Here is a 15,332-nt window from a genome sequence, read left to right as displayed (position 1 = left end):
GCAAACCAATGAGCCGCTACATGATCAATACCTGGGAGCCGGAAACCCCGAGCTTCTGGCAAAGCACGGGCAAGGCCACGGCCGCCCGCAATCTGTGGATTTCGATTCCCGCGCTGCTGCTGGCGTTTGCCGTGTGGATGGTGTGGAGCGTGGTGGTGGTCAACCTGCCCAACATCGGCTTCACCTACAGTAACAACCAGCTGTTCTGGCTGACGGCCTTGCCGGGCCTGTCCGGCGCCACCTTGCGCATCTTTTATTCGTTCATGGTGCCCATCTTTGGCGGCCGCCGCTGGACGGCCATTTCCACGGGGTCGCTCCTGATTCCCGCCATCGGCATCGGCCTGGCCGTGCAGGATGTGAACACGGGCTATCCGACCATGCTGATCCTGGCCCTGCTGTGCGGCTTCGGCGGCGGCAATTTCGCTTCGTCGATGGCCAATATCAGCTTTTTCTACCCGAAGGCGAGCAAGGGCTTCGCGCTGGGCATGAATGCGGGCCTGGGCAACCTGGGCGTGTCGGTGGTGCAGTTCGTCGTGCCGCTGGTGATCACGTTCGCCGTCTTCGGCGCCTGGGGCGGCGACTCGCTCACCTGGGTCAAGAATGGCGTGAGCAAGGACATGTGGCTGCAAAACGCGGGCTTCATCTGGGTGCCGTTCATCGCCTTGAGTACCTTGCTGGCCTGGTTCGGCATGAATGACCTGGCCTCGGCCAAGGCTTCGTTTTCCGAACAGGCCGTGATCTTCAAGCGCAAGCACAACTGGCTCATGTGCTGGCTGTACACGGGCACCTTCGGCTCCTTCATCGGTTATTCGGCCGCGTTCCCGCTGCTGATCAAGATCCAGTTCCCCGACGTCAACCCTCTCGATTACGCCTTCCTGGGCCCTTTGGTCGGCGCGCTGGCGCGCGTGGCCGGCGGCGTGATTTCCGATAAATTGGGCGGCGCCAAAGTCACCCTGTGGTCCTTCCTGCTGATGATAGGCGCCGTGCTGGGCGTGCTGTACTTCATGCCGCAAGCCGGCGCAGGTGTGCACACTGCGGGTAGTTTCAAGGGCTTCTTCTGGATGTTCATGCTGCTGTTCGCCGGCACGGGCATCGGCAATGCGTCGACCTTCCGCATGATCCCCGTGATCTTTTTGACGGAGCACCAGCGCGCTGCGGCCGGCAAGGGCAAGGCGGCGCAGGAGCAAGCCATCGTCGACGCCAACAAGGAAGGCGCGGCAGTCCTGGGCTTCACCTCGGCCGTGGCGGCCTACGGTGCCTTCTTCATTCCGAAAAGCTATGGCACCTCGATTTCTCTGACGGGCAGCCCCGACGCGGCCCTGTGGTGCTTCATCGGCTTTTATGTGAGCTGCATTGCGATTACCTGGTGGTGCTATGCGCGCAAGAATGCGCCCATGCCTTGCTAAAGTTGGAGTGTCTGGCAAGTCGTTCTTGCCAGACGTTGAGGAAATGAGAGTATGTCATGGAAGAACTGGAAAAATTCGTCAACGGCTTCAGCCTGTTTCAGCGGCAGTATTTCAGCGAGCCGCAGACCTTGTACGACAGCCTGCGCGATGGGCAGCGGCCCACGACCTTGCTGATCGGTTGCTGCGATTCGCGCGTCGACCCCATGCTGCTGACGGGCAGCGACCCGGGTGACATGTTCGTGGTGCGCAATATCGCTAATCTGGTGCCGCCGTGCACGCCCGACGCGCCGCCCGGCGTCAGTTCGGCCATCGAGTTTGCCGTCTGCAAGCTCGAAGTGGCCAGGGTCATCGTGCTCGGACATGCGCGCTGCGGCGGCATCCGCGCACTGCTGGAACCGCAGCCGCGCGCGGAAGGGCAGGAAACGGACTTCGTGGGACAGTGGATGCGCATTGCCGAACCGGTGGCGCAGCGCGTGCGGCGCGAGCTGGCGCACCGCTCATCGGAGGAACAGCACCATGCGTGCGAACTGGCCAGCATCCTGCAGTCGCTGGACAACCTGCTGACCTACCCTTGGCTGAAGCGCCGGGTGGAGCAGGGCTTATTGAAATTGCATGGCTGGTATTTTGACATCGACAGCGGCGCGCTGATGGCGTATTCGGCGCGCCAGCAGCAGTTTTTGCCGCTCGTGTGTCCAATCGAAAGGGCGCGCCATTTGCACGAGCGCCCTTGGCCGGATTCAACTAAAGCGTAACAGATCGCCGCTGCGGTCAAACGCCAGCAGGCCGTCGATACGCCCTTGCTCGATGGCCGTCACCATGGCGCGCAGGGGCGCCTCGCATGCCTGCGCGGCGGGCGGCTGGCCGTCCTGGCCCGCCAGTCCCGCCACGAAGACCACGTCCCAGTGCGTCTGCATCTGTTTCGACTCCTCCATCAATGTATCGAAGCTGCCCAGTTCATCTGGCAGCTTGTCGGCGCACATCACGGGCGTGAGGGACTTGCCCTGGCCGCCTGGCTGGGCCTGCGCCTGGGTAAAGGTGAACAGCAGACGTTGCGGCTGTTCCTGGTCGCGGGCGCTGCGCAGCAAGCTGGCGTAATCGGTAATGGACATGGTGCTCTTTCTCTGTGTTGAACGATGACGACAGGTATACCGCAGCACGCTCGCGGCGCCCATAGGCAATAGTGACTATCCGGGTGACTACGCGCCTATGCATTCCTGGTGCCGGAAACCGACTTCTTGCCAATACCGCCGCGCGGGGCGCATCGATAGACTGTTTGTATCGACGCTTGAGCCATCCTGCTTGCAGCGTTTTTTAAGACCTGGCGCCGCTGCCTGCGGCGCAATGTGGAGGTAGCATGAGTCACTTTCTGGACCGCCTGAAATTTTTTAGCAAGCCCGCCGAGCCGTTTTCCAACGGCCATGGCACCGTGGTCGATGAAGACCGTACCTGGGAAAACGCCTATCGCCAGCGCTGGCAGCACGACAAGATCGTGCGTTCCACGCATGGCGTGAATTGCACCGGCTCGTGCAGCTGGAAGGTGTATGTCAAGAATGGCCTGATCACCTGGGAAACCCAGCAAACCGATTACCCGCGCACGCGGCCCGACCTGCCCAACCACGAGCCGCGCGGCTGCCCGCGCGGCGCCAGCTATTCCTGGTATGTGTATTCGGCCCAGCGCGTGAAGTATCCGATGGTGCGCGGCCGCCTGATGGAAATGTGGCGCGAAGCGCGCAAGACCATGGACCCCGTCACCGCCTGGGACTGGATCAGCCAGGACCCCGTGCGCTCGCAGCAGTACAAGTCCATCCGTGGATTGGGCGGCTTCGTGCGCGCCACCTGGGAAGAATCGAATGAAATCATCGCCGCCGCGAATGCGCTGACGATCAAGAAATACGGCCCGGACCGCATCGTCGGCTTCTCGCCGATTCCCGCCATGTCCATGGTCAGCTATGCCTCCGGCACGCGCTACCTGTCACTGATCGGCGGCGTGGCCCTGAGTTTCTATGACTGGTACTGCGACTTGCCGCCTGCCAGCCCGCAAGTGTGGGGCGAACAGACGGACGTGCCGGAATCGGCCGACTGGTACAACTCGACCTATTTGATGGTGTGGGGTTCGAACGTGCCGATGACGCGCACGCCGGATGCCCACTTCTACACGGAAGTGCGCTACAAGGGCACGAAAACCGTGGCCATCTCGCCCGATTATGGCGAAATGGTGAAGTTCGGCGACATCTGGCTGGCCCCGAAACAGGGCACGGACGCCGCGCTGGCGCTGGCCATGGGCCACGTCATCCTGAAGGAATTCCACTCGGAAGGGCAGAGCGCCTACTTCCGCGAGTATGCGCGCCAGTACACGGACTTCCCCATGCTGGTGCTGCTCAAGGAGCATAACGGCACCCTGGTGCCCGATTACTTCCTGCGCGCTTCGCACCTGGACAACAACCTCGACGAAACCAACAACCCGGAATGGAAAACCCTCGTCATTGACGAAACCACGGGCGCCATCACGGCGCCGGCCGGCTCCATCGGCTTCCGCTGGGGCGAATCGGGCAAGTGGAACCTGGAGCAGAAGGCAGGCGGCAGCGGCGTGCCCATCGTGCCGATGCTGTCCATGATCAACGACAGCGATGCCGTCACGGAAGTGGGTTTCGCCTACTTCGGCGGCAAGGATGCGGCCGACATGCTGCTGCGCAAAGTGCCGGTGAAAACCATACGCCTGGCCGACGGCAGCACCGCCCTGGTCACCACCGTGTTCGACCTGACCCTGGCCAACTACGGTATCGACCGTGGCCTGGGCGGCGAAAACGTGGCGGAAAGCTATGACGACGACGTGCCTTACACCCCGGCATGGCAGGAAAAACACACGGGCGTGAAACGCGCCGACGTCATTACCGTGGCGCGCCAGTTCGCGGAAAATGCGGACCAGACGCGCGGCAAGAGCATGGTCATCGTGGGTGCCGGCCTGAATCACTGGTACCACATGGACATGACCTATCGCGGCATCATCAATATGCTGATGATGTGCGGCTGTATCGGCCAGTCCGGCGGTGGCTGGGCGCATTACGTGGGACAGGAAAAGCTGCGTCCGCAAACCGGCTGGACGCCATTGGCCTTCGCCCAGGACTGGGTGCGGCCGATGCGCCAGATGAACGGCACCTCATTCTTCTATGCGCACACCAGCCAGTGGCGCCATGAAAAGCTGGAAACGGGCGACATCGCCTCGCCATCGGCCGCCAGCGGCACGGGCGACCTGACCCTGCTCGACTACAACGCCAAGGCCGAGCGCATGGGCTGGCTGCCATCGGCGCCGCAGCTGCAAACCAATCCGCTGGAAGTGGCCAAGGCCGCCAAGGCGGCGGGGCAGGCGCCGGCCGCCTATGCGCTCGATCAGATCAAGGCCGGCCAGTTGCAGTTCTCTTGCGACGACCCGGACAATCCAGCCAACTTCCCGCGCAATATGTTTGTCTGGCGCTCGAATATCCTGGGCAGCTCGGGCAAGGGCCACGAGTATTTCCTGAAATACCTGCTGGGCACGCAGAACGGTTTGCTCAGCGACGAAGACGACTGCATCACGCCGAAACAGGTGAAAGTGCGTCCCGCCGCCGAAGGCAAGCTCGATCTGCTGGTGGTGCTGGACTTCCGCATGTCGACCACGTGTTTGTATGGCGACGTGGTGCTGCCGACGGCCACCTGGTATGAAAAAGATGACTTGAATACCTCGGATATGCACCCCTTCATCCACCCGTTGTCGGAAGCCGTGCAGCCCTTGTGGCAATCGAAGTCGGACTGGGAAATCTACAAGGGCATCGCCGAGAAATTCTCGGAAATCGGCGGCGAACTGCTGGGCACACAGCAAGACATCATCCTGACGCCGCTGATGCACGATACGCCGGGCGAGCTGGGCCAGCCTTTCGATCCCAAGGATTGGCGCGCCGGCGAATGCGAAGCCGTGCCGGGCAAGACTATGCCGAACATGACGGTGGTCGAGCGTAATTACCGCGACGTCTACAAGAAGTTCACCTCGATCGGACCGCTGCTGGAAACCATCGGCAACGGCGGCAAGGGCATTTCCTGGAAAACGGGGCATGAAATCGACGTGTTGCGCGGCATCAACCGCACGGTGCTCGATGAAGGCGTGTCGAAAGGCCAGCCGCGCCTCGACACGGCCATCGATGCAGCCGAGATGATCCTGACGCTGGCGCCGGAAACGAATGGCCACGTGGCCGTGAAAGCCTGGGCCGCGCTGTCGGCCATCACGGGACGCGAGCACACGCATCTGGCCAAGCCGCGCGAGCATGACAGCATCCGCTTCCGCGATGTGCAGGCGCAGCCGCGCAAGATCATTTCCTCGCCCACCTGGTCGGGTCTGGAAAGCGAAGAAGTCAGCTACACGGCCGGCTATACGAATGTGCATGAAATGATCCCATGGCGCACGCTGACGGGCCGCCAGCAGTTTTACCAGGATCACCTGTGGATGCGCGATTTCGGTGAAGGCCTGTGCGTGTACAAGCCGGCGATCAATACCAAGACGACGGAAGCGCTGCTGGGCACCAAACCGAACGGCAACAAGGAACTGGCGCTGAACTTCCTGACGCCGCACCAGAAATGGGGCATCCACTCCACGTATTCGGACAACCTGCGCATGCTGACCCTGTCGCGCGGCGGACCGCACGTGTGGCTGTCGGAAATCGACGCGAAGACGGCCGGCATCGTCGACAACGACTGGATCGAAGTCTTCAACGTGAACGGCAGCCTGACGGCGCGGGCCGTCGTCAGCCAGCGCATCCCGTCCGGCATGACGATGATGTACCACGCGCAGGAAAAGATCATCAACGTGCCTGGCGCGGAGATGACGGGCAAGCGGGGCGGCATCCATAACTCCGTGACGCGCGCCGTGCCCAAGCCGACGCACATGATCGGCGGCTATGCGCAACTGGCGTACGGCTTCAATTACTACGGTACGGTGGGCTCCAACCGCGATGAATTCGTATTGGTGCGCAAAATGAACAAGGTCGATTGGCTGGAAGGCCCGTTGCAGGAAGAAGGAGCATAGTATGAAAATCAGAGCGCAAATCGGCATGGTGCTGAACCTGGACAAGTGCATCGGCTGCCACACCTGTTCCGTCACCTGCAAGAACGTGTGGACCAGCCGCGACGGCGTCGAGTACGCATGGTTCAACAACGTCGAAACGAAACCGGGCATCGGCTATCCGAAGCAGTGGGAAAACCAGGACAAGTGGAATGGCGGCTGGCGCCGCACGGACGCGGGCAAGATCGAGCCGCGCCAGGGCAGCCGACTGAAAATCCTGGCGAATATTTTCGCCAATCCGAACCTGCCGGCCATCGACGAGTACTACGAGCCGTTCACCTACGATTACGAGCACCTGCAAAGCGCACCGCTGTCGCAGACGCCGCCGACCGCCCGTCCGATCTCCGTGCTGACGGGGAAGAAGATGGAAAAGATCGAATGGGGTCCGAATTGGGAGGATGACCTGGGGGGCGAGTTCGCCCACCGCAGCAAGGACAAGCTGTTCGACAACATGCAGAAGGAAATGTACGGCACCTTCGAAAACACCTTCATGATGTATTTGCCGCGCCTGTGCGAGCATTGCCTGAACCCGACGTGCGTGGCGTCTTGCCCGTCCGGCTCCGTGTACAAGCGCGAAGACGACGGCATCGTGCTGATCGACCAGGACAAATGCCGTGGCTGGCGCATGTGCATCTCCGGTTGCCCGTACAAGAAGATTTACTACAACTGGTCGTCCGGCAAAGCGGAGAAGTGCACATTCTGCTTCCCCCGCATCGAAGCGGGCCAGCCTACCGTGTGCTCGGAAACGTGCGTGGGCCGCATCCGCTACCTGGGCGTGCTGCTGTACGACGCCGACAAGATCGAGGCTGCCGCCTCCGTGCCGCAAGAGCAGGACCTGTACCAGGCGCAGCTCGATCTGTTCCTCGATCCGCACGACCCGGCCATCATCGCCGAGGCGCGCCGCCAGGGCATCCCCGACCTGTGGCTGGAAGCGGCCGCGAAGTCGCCCGTCTACAAGATGGCCGTCGATTGGAAAGTGGCGTTCCCGCTGCATCCCGAGTACCGCACCTTGCCGATGGTATGGTATGTGCCACCCCTGTCACCGATCCAGGCGGCCGCCGAATCGGGCAAGCTGGGCGTGAATGGCATGCTGCCGGACACGCAAAGCCTGCGCATTCCCGTGCAGTATCTGGCCAATTTGCTGACGGCAGGCGACCAGCCGCCCATCGTCTCGGCGCTGGACCGCATGCTGGCCATGCGCGCCTATATGCGCAGCAAGACCGTCGACAAGGTGGAGAACCTGACGGTATTGAAGCAGGTGGGCTTGACCAAGGCGCAGGTGGAAGACATGTACCACATCATGGCCATCGCCAATTACGAAGACCGTTTCGTCATTCCCAGCAGCCACAAGGAAATGGCCGAAGACAGCTTCAACGAGAAGGGCTCGTGCGGCTTCAGCTTCGGCAATGGCTGCTCGGACGGCACCAGTGAACCGACCTTGTTCGGCAAGAAAAAACACGGTTCGGCCATCTTCATGCAGATGCCGAAGTCGCGCAAAACGGCGCCAGGCGCTTAAGGAACCGATATGACACACGCTATGAATCACTATCAAATCCTCTCGCGCCTGTTGCTGTATCCCGAGCCCGAGCTGATCGCGCATCTGCCCGAGCTGGACGCGGCGCTGGCGGCCATGCCGGAACAGCACGCCTTGATGTACCCCTCGTTGCGGCCCTTGTTGGCGCACCTGGAAAGCAGCAGCCTGATCGACCTGCAGCAGCAGTACGTGGCCACGTTCGACCGCAACCCGTCGCATTCGCTGCATCTGTTCGAGCATATCCACGGCGAATCGCGCGACCGTGGCCAGGCCATGGTCGACCTGATGGAGGAATACAAGCGCCATGGCTTGCAGATGACGGGCGACGATTTGCCCGACTTCGTGCCGCTGTTCCTGGAATTTTTGGCGCAGCTCGACGAGGCTGCATCGGCGCCGTTGCTGGGCGACGCCGTCCACGTGCTGGCGCATATCGGCCGCAAGCTGACGGTCAACGGCAGTCCGTATGCGCCCGTCTTCACGGTGCTCGAACGCCTGAGCCCCGTGGCGGCCGAAATGCTGGCCGAACCGCCCATCCGCGACATGGATGAAGCGCTGGAAACCTTCGGTCCCGGTGCGGATGGCGTCGAGCCGTTGCTGCGCCAAGGTCTGGGCCAGGCCCCGGGCGGCGTCCATCCCGTGCATTTTCACCCGCAGCCGCGGCGCGCCGCTTAAACGGCCCCCTGCGCCCGCATGACGAGGAGTTATCATGAGTAATTATTTGCATCAATTTGTGTACGGCATTTATCCATACATCGCGCTGGCCATCTTTTTCCTCGGCAGTCTGATCCGCTTCGACCGCGAGCAATACACGTGGAAGTCTGATTCCAGCCAGCTGCTGCACCGTGGCAGCCTGCGCCTGGGCAATATCCTGTTCCACATCGGCATCATCGGCCTGCTGTTCGGTCATGCGGCCGGCTTGCTCACGCCCGTCTGGGTGTGGGATACATTGGGCGTGTCGCACAGCCTGAAACAGGGCGTGGCCATGGCGGCCGGCGGCATCATGGGCGGCCTGTGCCTGGCCGGCTTGCTGATCTTGCTGGTGCGCCGCTTTTCCAATGACCGGCTGCGCGCCGTCACCACGGCCGGCGACAAACTGGTGATGGTCTGGATCCTGTTGACCTTGCTGCTGGGCCTGTCGTCGATCTTTGTCTCTGCCTCGCACATGGATGGCCACATGATGGTCCTGCTGATGAACTGGGCACAGCACATCGTCACCTTCCGCGGCGACGCCGCCAGCTTCATCGTCGATGCGCCGCTGGTCTTCAAGCTGCACCTGTTCATGGGCATGTCGCTGTTCGTCATCTTCCCGTTCACCCGTCTGGTGCACGTGTGGAGCGGCTTTGGCGCAGTTGCCTATTTGGGCCGCGCCTATCAACTGGTTCGCCGCCGCTAAGAAAGGAGTCAGTCATGGGAATCTCCGTCAATGGCATCGATATCGACGATGCCGACATCGCACTGGAATTGCCGCACCACGAGCGTGCTGGCAATCCGCTGAAACAGGCCGTGCATGAACTGGTGCTGCGCCGGCTGCTGCTGGGTGAGGCCGAGCGCCTCGGCGTGCAGGGCGGCAGCGATGACGACCGCATCGAGGCGCTGTTTGCGCAGGAAGTGCGCGTGCCGCCCGCCGACGACGAAGCCTGTCGCACTTTTTATGCGCAGCGCCCGCAATTGTTCCGCAGCGGCGCGCTGGTCGAGGCGCGCCACATCCTGTTCCAGGTGACGCCGGAAGCGCCGCTGGAGCTGCTGCGCACGACGGCGCAAGCCGTGCTTGACGCCCTCAAACTGGCGCCCGAGCGCTTCGCCGAACTGGCGGCGCAGTATTCGAATTGCCCGTCCGGCGCTTTGGGCGGAAGCCTGGGCCAGCTGTCGCCGGGCCAGAGCGTGCCGGAATTCGACGCGCTGCTGTTCCGCCTGGAGGCGGGTGCGCTGGCCGGTCACTTGCTGGAAACGCGCTTCGGCTACCACATCGTGCAGGTGCAGCGCCGGGTCGAAGGCCAGGCCATCGCCTACGAGGCGGTGCGGGCGCAGATCGCCGACCGCCTGGCGCGCGCAGCGTGGCAGCGCGCCGTGCACCAGTATCTGCACTTGCTGGTGGGACGCGCCGATATCGCGGGCATCGAGCTCGAAGGCACAGCCAGCCCGCTGGTGCAATAGACCGAAAGGCGTAGTGCGCTAGGCCTTCTGGGGCGCAGCCAGATCGTGCCCCAGCCCTTACAATCAAGGAAGTAACAGGAGTAGTGTCATGGGTAGCGTCAAGTTGCAGGACCGTTTTGGCCGTTCGATCGATTATGTGCGGCTGTCCGTTACCGACCGCTGCGATTTGCGCTGCAGTTACTGCATACCCAAGGGCTTTCGCGGCTTCGAAGAGCCGAAGGATTGGCTGACGTTCGACGAGATCGAGCGCTTGCTGGGCATCTTCGTGCGGCTCGGCACGCGCCGCGTGCGCCTGACGGGCGGCGAGCCGCTGTTGCGGCGCAATCTGCCCGAGCTAGCGCAGAAACTGTCCGCGCTGCCCGGTTTGCAGGACCTGTCTCTGTCGACCAACGCCACCCAATTGGGCAAGCACGCCGTGGCACTGCGCGCGGCCGGTGTGGACCGCATCAATGTCAGCCTGGACTCTTTGGACCGCGCCTGCATGCAGCAGATCACGGGACGCGACAGCCTGCAGCCCATTTTAGACGGCCTGATGGCGGGCAAAGCCGCCGGTTTTGACCCCATCAAGATCAATATGGTGGCCATGCGCGGCGTCAATGACGGCCAGATCGAGGCCATGGCCGCGTTTTGCATCGAGCAGCAGTTCATCCTGCGCCTGATCGAAGCCATGCCCATGGGCAGCACGGGCCGCAATGCCAGCTACATGCCGCTGGGCCCCGTGCGCGAGCGCCTGGCGGCCCGCTTTGGCCTGGTGCCGCAGGCGATGGAGCTGGGTGGCGGGCCGGCGCGCTATATGGCGACACCCGATGGACGCTCGAGCATCGGCTTCATCACGCCCATGTCGCAGCATTTCTGCGCCAGTTGTAACCGTGTGCGCCTGTCTGTCGATGGTACCCTGTATCTGTGCCTGGGCCAGGAAGAGAAATTCGCCTTCGGCCCCATGCTGCGCGGCGGGGCCACGGATGCGGAGATCGAAGCGGCGATCCGCGCCGCCATTGAACTCAAGCCGCAGCAGCACGATTTTAGTACGCAGCCAGACAAGATTATCCGGTTTATGGCGCAGACGGGCGGTTGAAGCAGTTTGTATTTACATTCAAGGGCTGTATGAAATTCAAGGCGATGTTTTCCTCCTGGCAGAAGCTGTCGACCAAGATCGTCGGCGCGCTGCTGCTCATGCTGGTGCTGGCCTTGAGTGCGATCGGCTGCACCCTGTTCTTGTCTTGGCAGCTCGAAGGCAGTTCTGCCGCCATCAATGAAACGGGCCGTTTGCGCATGCAGACCTACCGTCTGACCCTGCTGCTCGCCAGCGACGCCGGCGAGCAGGCGCGCCAGCAAGTGCTGCTGATCGACGAGACTCTGGCCAAGATCGGCCACGGCGACCCGCAACGCCCCTTGTTCCTGCCGCCCAGCACGGCCATCAAGTCGGAATTCGAGCGTATCGGCACCGCCTGGCGCGGCACCTTGCGCCCGGCCGCCCTGGCCGCCGATTCCAACGCGCGCGCGCGCCATTTCGAGCATGACGCCGATACCTTTGTCGGCCAAGTTGACCAGCTGGTGCGGCTGATCGAGCACGATAGCGAACAGCGCACCTTCTGGCTGCGCGCCTCGCAGCTGATCCTGGTGGGCATGGCTGTCATCGGCACGGTCAGCATGATTTACCTGATGTTCATGCTCATCATCGAACCGGTGACGCGGCTGCGCCTGGGCATGCAGCGCATGAAGGAACGCGATTTCAGCGTGCGCCTGGCCGTCGAAAGCAATGACGAATTCGGCCAGCTGGCCAGTGGCTTCAACCAGATGGCCGACCGCCTGCAGGCGCTGTACGGCAACCTGGAAGAGGGCGTGCGCAGCAAGACGGCCACCCTGGAGTACCGTAACCGCGAACTGGCGCTGCTGTACGAAAGCGCCGCTTTCCTGCAGCGCCCGCAGCCACTGGAAGACATTTGCGGCGGCTTCATGCAGCGTATCGTCGATTATTTCGAGGCCGATGGCTCCACCGTGCGCGTGCTCGACGCCGAGCGCGGCAACCTGCACATGGTGGTGCACCACGGCCTGTCCGAAGAACTGGTAGCATCCGAGCATTGCCTGAAGGTGGGCGACTGCCTGTGCGGCACGGCTGTCGAAATGAAGGTGGCGAAGGTGCACGACATGCGCCGCATCGACAAGGCGCACGAGCTGCGCTGCCACCGCGAGGGCTTTGCCACCGTGTCCGTCTTCCATATCCACGCGCATGAGCAGCACCTGGGCTTCTTCAACCTGCATTTCCGCCATGCGCGCGTGTTTTCCGCGCGCGAGCTGGCGCTGCTGGAAACCCTGGGCCAGCTGCTGGGCATCGCGCTGGAAAACCTGCGCCTGGCCGCGCGCGAGCGTGAAATGGCCATTTCCGAAGAGCGCAATCTGGTGGCGCAGGGCCTGCATGACAGCATCGCGCAAAGCCTCAATTTCCTCAACCTGCAAGTGCAGATGCTCGACGATTCGGTGCGCAATGCCCGCTTCGATGAAGTGGCGGGCATCGTGCCGGCCCTGCATGCGGGCGTGAAGGAAAGCTATGAAGACGTGCGCGAACTGCTGGCGAACTTCCGCAGCCGCCTGATGGAGGACGACCTGATCGGCTCCCTGCGCGCGGCGGTGGACAAATTTCGCCGCCAGACGGGCATCGACGCCGAGCTGCTAGCCGATGTCGATGGCGCGCCATTCCCCCGCGAACAGCAATTGCAGTTACTATTCATCGTGCAGGAAGCGTTGTCGAACATCCGCAAGCACGCCCAGGCCAGCCATGTCGAGGTGCGCCTCGCCGATCACCAGGACTTTACGCTGACGATCAGCGACAATGGTGTCGGCTTCGATGCCTGCGCCGTGCTGGAAAAGGGCGACAGCCATGTCGGCATCCATATCATGCGCGAGCGCGCGCAGCGCATCGAGGCCACGTTCGACGTGCATGCCTGTCCCGGTGGCGGCACCACGGTCGAACTGCACCTGTCGCGCGAGCAGCGCCGCGCCGCATAAGCAACTATCTGAAAGTACAAAAAAATGGAGACTCCCGTCAAACCGATCACCGTCATGCTGGTGGACGACCATGCGTTGTTCCGCAGCGGCATCCGCTCGCTGCTGCAGCGGCATACCGACTTTTCCGTGGTGGGCGAGGCGGCCGATGGCGTGGAAGGCATCAAGCGCGCCATCCAGTTGCAGCCCGATGTGGTGTTGCTGGACCTGAATATGGCCGGCATGTCGGGCGTCGAAGCGCTGCAGCTGATGCAGCACGACTGTCCCGACACGGCCATCGTCATGCTGACCGTCTCCGAAGACGCCGAGGATCTGGCGACGGCCCTGCGCGCGGGTGCCTGCGGCTACCTGATCAAGAATATCGACGCCGATTACCTGGTGCGCGCCATCCGTCGCGCAGCCGCCGGTGAAGTCGTTATCGCCGAAGCGATGACGGGCAAGCTGGTGGCGCAGCTGCAGGCGGGCACGCGGCGCGAGGAACCCGTGTCGGAACTCGACAAGCTCACGCCGCGCGAAAAGGAAATCATCGACTGCCTGTCGCGCGGCGAGAGCAACAAGGGCATCGCCCGCACCCTCGACCTGGCCGAAAGCACGGTCAAGATCCACGTGCAGAACGTGCTGAAAAAACTCAACCTCACCAGCCGCGTGCAGGCGGCCGTGTATGCGGTCGAGCACCGCCAGGGCAAGTAGCCCGCAGTGCAGGCTAGTCACCGCGGGCTAGTCGGCTAGTCCTTTTGCCGATGGCGTTGTGTGCGCTTTTAAAGTAGTATGTTGAATATATCTTTAACGAATATATCTTCAATATCTTCAAATACGAGTCCATCATGGCCATCACCCCGATCAGCGAACCTTCCCCTTCTTCCACGACAGCCGACGCCGCTCCCTGGCATGCCGGCCATGCCGTCTGGCAACTGGGTTTCCGCCCGTTTTACCTGCTGGCGGCCGTGTTTGCGGCCATCAGCATACCCCTGTGGCTGGCCAGCTATGCCGGCTTGCTGGCGGGCGGCCTGCAGGTGGGACTGGGCTGGCATATGCATGAAATGGTATTCGGCTTCGCGCTGGCCGTCGTCGTGGGCTTCCTGTACACGGCGGGGCGCAACTGGACGGGCTTGCCCACGCCGCACGGCGCGCAACTGATGGCGCTGGTGGCGCTGTGGCTGGCAGGGCGCGTGGCCATGCTGTGCGGCCCCGGATTGGTGGCGGCGCTGGTCGAGTGGCTGTTCCTGCCGCTGGCCGCCTGGCCCTTGTACCAGGTGCTGCGCCGCTCGGGCAATACGCGCAACCTGTTTCTGGTGGGCCTGCTGGCTTTGCTGGCGCTGGCCAATGGCCTGTTCCACGCGGCCGTGCTGGGCTGGTTGCCGCTGTCGCTGTTCGTGCCCGTGCAGGCGGCCATCTTCATCATCGTGCTGATCGAATCGGTGATCGGCGCGCGCGTGATTCCCATGTTTACGCGCAATGGCGCGCCAGGCAGTACGCCGGTGGCCAGTCCGAAGCGGGCGCTGGTCGCCGTGGCCTGCATGGCGGCGGCCGCCATCGCCTGGCTGGCAGGCGCGCCGGCCTGGCTGACGGCGCCGCTGGCCCTGGCGGCAAGCGGCGTGTCGCTGGCCAATCTGCTGGCTTGGCAGCCGCAGCGCACCTTGCGCGTGCCCTTGCTGTGGATTTTGCACCTGTCGTATGCGTGGATAGGCGTCGGCTTTGCGCTGCTGGCGCTGGCCAGCCTGGGGCTGCTGCCGGCCAGCGCCGCATTTCACGCGCTGACGGTGGGCTCGATGGCGGGATTGATCATCGGCATGATGACGCGCACCACCCTGGGCCACACGGGGCGCCCTTTGACGGGCGGCCGGGCGGAAGCGGCGATGTACTGGCTGATCCAGCTGGGCGCGCTGGCACGCCTGCTGGCCGCTGTCGGTCCCGCAGCGCTGGCCATGCCGCTGCTGCTGGCAGCAGGCGCGTGCTGGTCGCTGGCCTTTGGTCTGTATGCGTGCGTGTATGCGCCGTATCTGTGGCGCGCCAGGGTGGATGGGCGCGAAGGCTAGGCGCTAGTCAGAGAGGGCGCCAGGCCATCAGTTTCCTGATCTCCGGCGTCCAGTAGGACAGCGATTCGCCCACGACGAATAGCAGCATGCCCAGCATCAAGGCTCTCAGC

The 15,332-nt window shown here is 62.9% G+C and carries 12 protein-coding genes; 11 read left to right on the top strand and 1 reads right to left on the bottom strand.

From position 1 onward, the window contains the following. Positions 1-8 precede the first annotated feature (8 nt). Positions 9-1,406 carry a NarK family nitrate/nitrite MFS transporter gene (locus ACQ4W7_RS11670; RefSeq protein ID WP_426074440.1) on the top strand — a complete coding sequence of 466 codons (1,398 nt, stop codon included), beginning with the start codon at positions 9-11 and terminating at the stop codon, positions 1,404-1,406. A gap of 56 nt (positions 1,407-1,462) precedes the next feature. Then, positions 1,463-2,158: a carbonic anhydrase gene (locus tag ACQ4W7_RS11665; RefSeq protein ID WP_426074413.1), complete on the top strand. Its 696-nt coding sequence runs from the start codon at positions 1,463-1,465 to the stop codon at positions 2,156-2,158. On the opposite strand, the gene ACQ4W7_RS11660 is transcribed toward ACQ4W7_RS11665, so the two are convergent. Next, positions 2,144-2,515, bottom strand: a complete 372-nt coding sequence (locus ACQ4W7_RS11660) for a ribonucleotide reductase subunit alpha (protein ID WP_426074414.1) — start codon at positions 2,513-2,515, stop codon at positions 2,144-2,146. The genes ACQ4W7_RS11665 and ACQ4W7_RS11660 overlap by 15 nt on opposite strands. A gap of 245 nt (positions 2,516-2,760) precedes the next feature. Here ACQ4W7_RS11660 and ACQ4W7_RS11655 point away from each other — a divergent pair, with 245 nt between their 5' ends. From ACQ4W7_RS11655 to ACQ4W7_RS11615, 9 genes are all read left to right on the top strand, one after another. Next, positions 2,761-6,459 (top strand): nitrate reductase subunit alpha, encoded by a 3,699-nt coding sequence (locus tag ACQ4W7_RS11655; RefSeq protein WP_436530587.1) that lies wholly within the window; start codon positions 2,761-2,763, stop codon positions 6,457-6,459. 1 nt (position 6,460) lies between these two features. Then, a complete protein-coding gene (gene narH / locus ACQ4W7_RS11650; protein WP_426074416.1) occupies positions 6,461-8,011 on the top strand; it encodes a nitrate reductase subunit beta in 1,551 nt (516 codons plus the stop codon). 21 nt (positions 8,012-8,032) lie between these two features. Next, a complete protein-coding gene (gene narJ / locus ACQ4W7_RS11645; RefSeq protein ID WP_436530656.1) occupies positions 8,033-8,701 on the top strand; it encodes a nitrate reductase molybdenum cofactor assembly chaperone in 669 nt (222 codons plus the stop codon). Between the two features lie 34 nt (positions 8,702-8,735). Beyond that, positions 8,736-9,422 carry a respiratory nitrate reductase subunit gamma gene (gene narI, locus ACQ4W7_RS11640; protein ID WP_436530585.1) on the top strand — a complete coding sequence of 229 codons (687 nt, stop codon included), beginning with the start codon at positions 8,736-8,738 and terminating at the stop codon, positions 9,420-9,422. Between the two features lie 14 nt (positions 9,423-9,436). Beyond that, complete coding sequence (locus ACQ4W7_RS11635; RefSeq protein ID WP_426074418.1) at positions 9,437-10,183, top strand: peptidylprolyl isomerase; 747 nt, start codon at positions 9,437-9,439, stop codon at positions 10,181-10,183. 88 nt (positions 10,184-10,271) lie between these two features. Then, positions 10,272-11,258, top strand: coding sequence for a GTP 3',8-cyclase MoaA (moaA, locus tag ACQ4W7_RS11630; RefSeq protein ID WP_426074419.1), 987 nt, complete (start codon positions 10,272-10,274; stop codon positions 11,256-11,258). Between the two features lie 29 nt (positions 11,259-11,287). Beyond that, positions 11,288-13,189: a type IV pili methyl-accepting chemotaxis transducer N-terminal domain-containing protein gene (locus tag ACQ4W7_RS11625; RefSeq protein WP_436530582.1), complete on the top strand. Its 1,902-nt coding sequence runs from the start codon at positions 11,288-11,290 to the stop codon at positions 13,187-13,189. Between the two features lie 24 nt (positions 13,190-13,213). Next, positions 13,214-13,876: a response regulator gene (locus ACQ4W7_RS11620; RefSeq protein WP_071323820.1), complete on the top strand. Its 663-nt coding sequence runs from the start codon at positions 13,214-13,216 to the stop codon at positions 13,874-13,876. Positions 13,877-14,010: 134 nt separating this feature from the next. After that, entirely contained in the window at positions 14,011-15,222 is a 1,212-nt protein-coding gene (locus ACQ4W7_RS11615) for an NnrS family protein (RefSeq protein WP_436530580.1), read from the top strand. Positions 15,223-15,332 lie beyond the last annotated feature (110 nt).

The organism is Janthinobacterium algoris, from assembly GCF_051380935.1.
In the GTDB taxonomy this organism is placed as follows: Bacteria; Pseudomonadota; Gammaproteobacteria; order Burkholderiales; family Burkholderiaceae_D; genus Janthinobacterium.
This window is presented reverse-complemented; position numbering and strand designations above follow the sequence as displayed.

Bases quoted from the DNA above. Each gene is read 5' to 3' on its own strand.
- moaA (WP_426074419.1), top strand. From the start codon at position 10,272: ATGGGTAGCGTCAAGTTGCAGGACCGTTTTGGCCGTTCGATCGATTAT.
- narI (WP_436530585.1), top strand. From the start codon at position 8,736: ATGAGTAATTATTTGCATCAATTTGTGTACGGCATTTATCCATACATC.
- ACQ4W7_RS11655 (WP_436530587.1), top strand. From the start codon at position 2,761: ATGAGTCACTTTCTGGACCGCCTGAAATTTTTTAGCAAGCCCGCCGAG.
- ACQ4W7_RS11670 (WP_426074440.1), top strand. From the start codon at position 9: ATGAGCCGCTACATGATCAATACCTGGGAGCCGGAAACCCCGAGCTTC.
- ACQ4W7_RS11625 (WP_436530582.1), top strand. From the start codon at position 11,288: ATGAAATTCAAGGCGATGTTTTCCTCCTGGCAGAAGCTGTCGACCAAG.
- narJ (WP_436530656.1), top strand. From the start codon at position 8,033: ATGAATCACTATCAAATCCTCTCGCGCCTGTTGCTGTATCCCGAGCCC.
- ACQ4W7_RS11615 (WP_436530580.1), top strand. From the start codon at position 14,011: ATGGCCATCACCCCGATCAGCGAACCTTCCCCTTCTTCCACGACAGCC.
- ACQ4W7_RS11635 (WP_426074418.1), top strand. From the start codon at position 9,437: ATGGGAATCTCCGTCAATGGCATCGATATCGACGATGCCGACATCGCA.
- narH (WP_426074416.1), top strand. From the start codon at position 6,461: ATGAAAATCAGAGCGCAAATCGGCATGGTGCTGAACCTGGACAAGTGC.
- ACQ4W7_RS11665 (WP_426074413.1), top strand. From the start codon at position 1,463: ATGGAAGAACTGGAAAAATTCGTCAACGGCTTCAGCCTGTTTCAGCGG.
- ACQ4W7_RS11620 (WP_071323820.1), top strand. From the start codon at position 13,214: ATGGAGACTCCCGTCAAACCGATCACCGTCATGCTGGTGGACGACCAT.
- ACQ4W7_RS11660 (WP_426074414.1), bottom strand. From the start codon at position 2,515: ATGTCCATTACCGATTACGCCAGCTTGCTGCGCAGCGCCCGCGACCAG.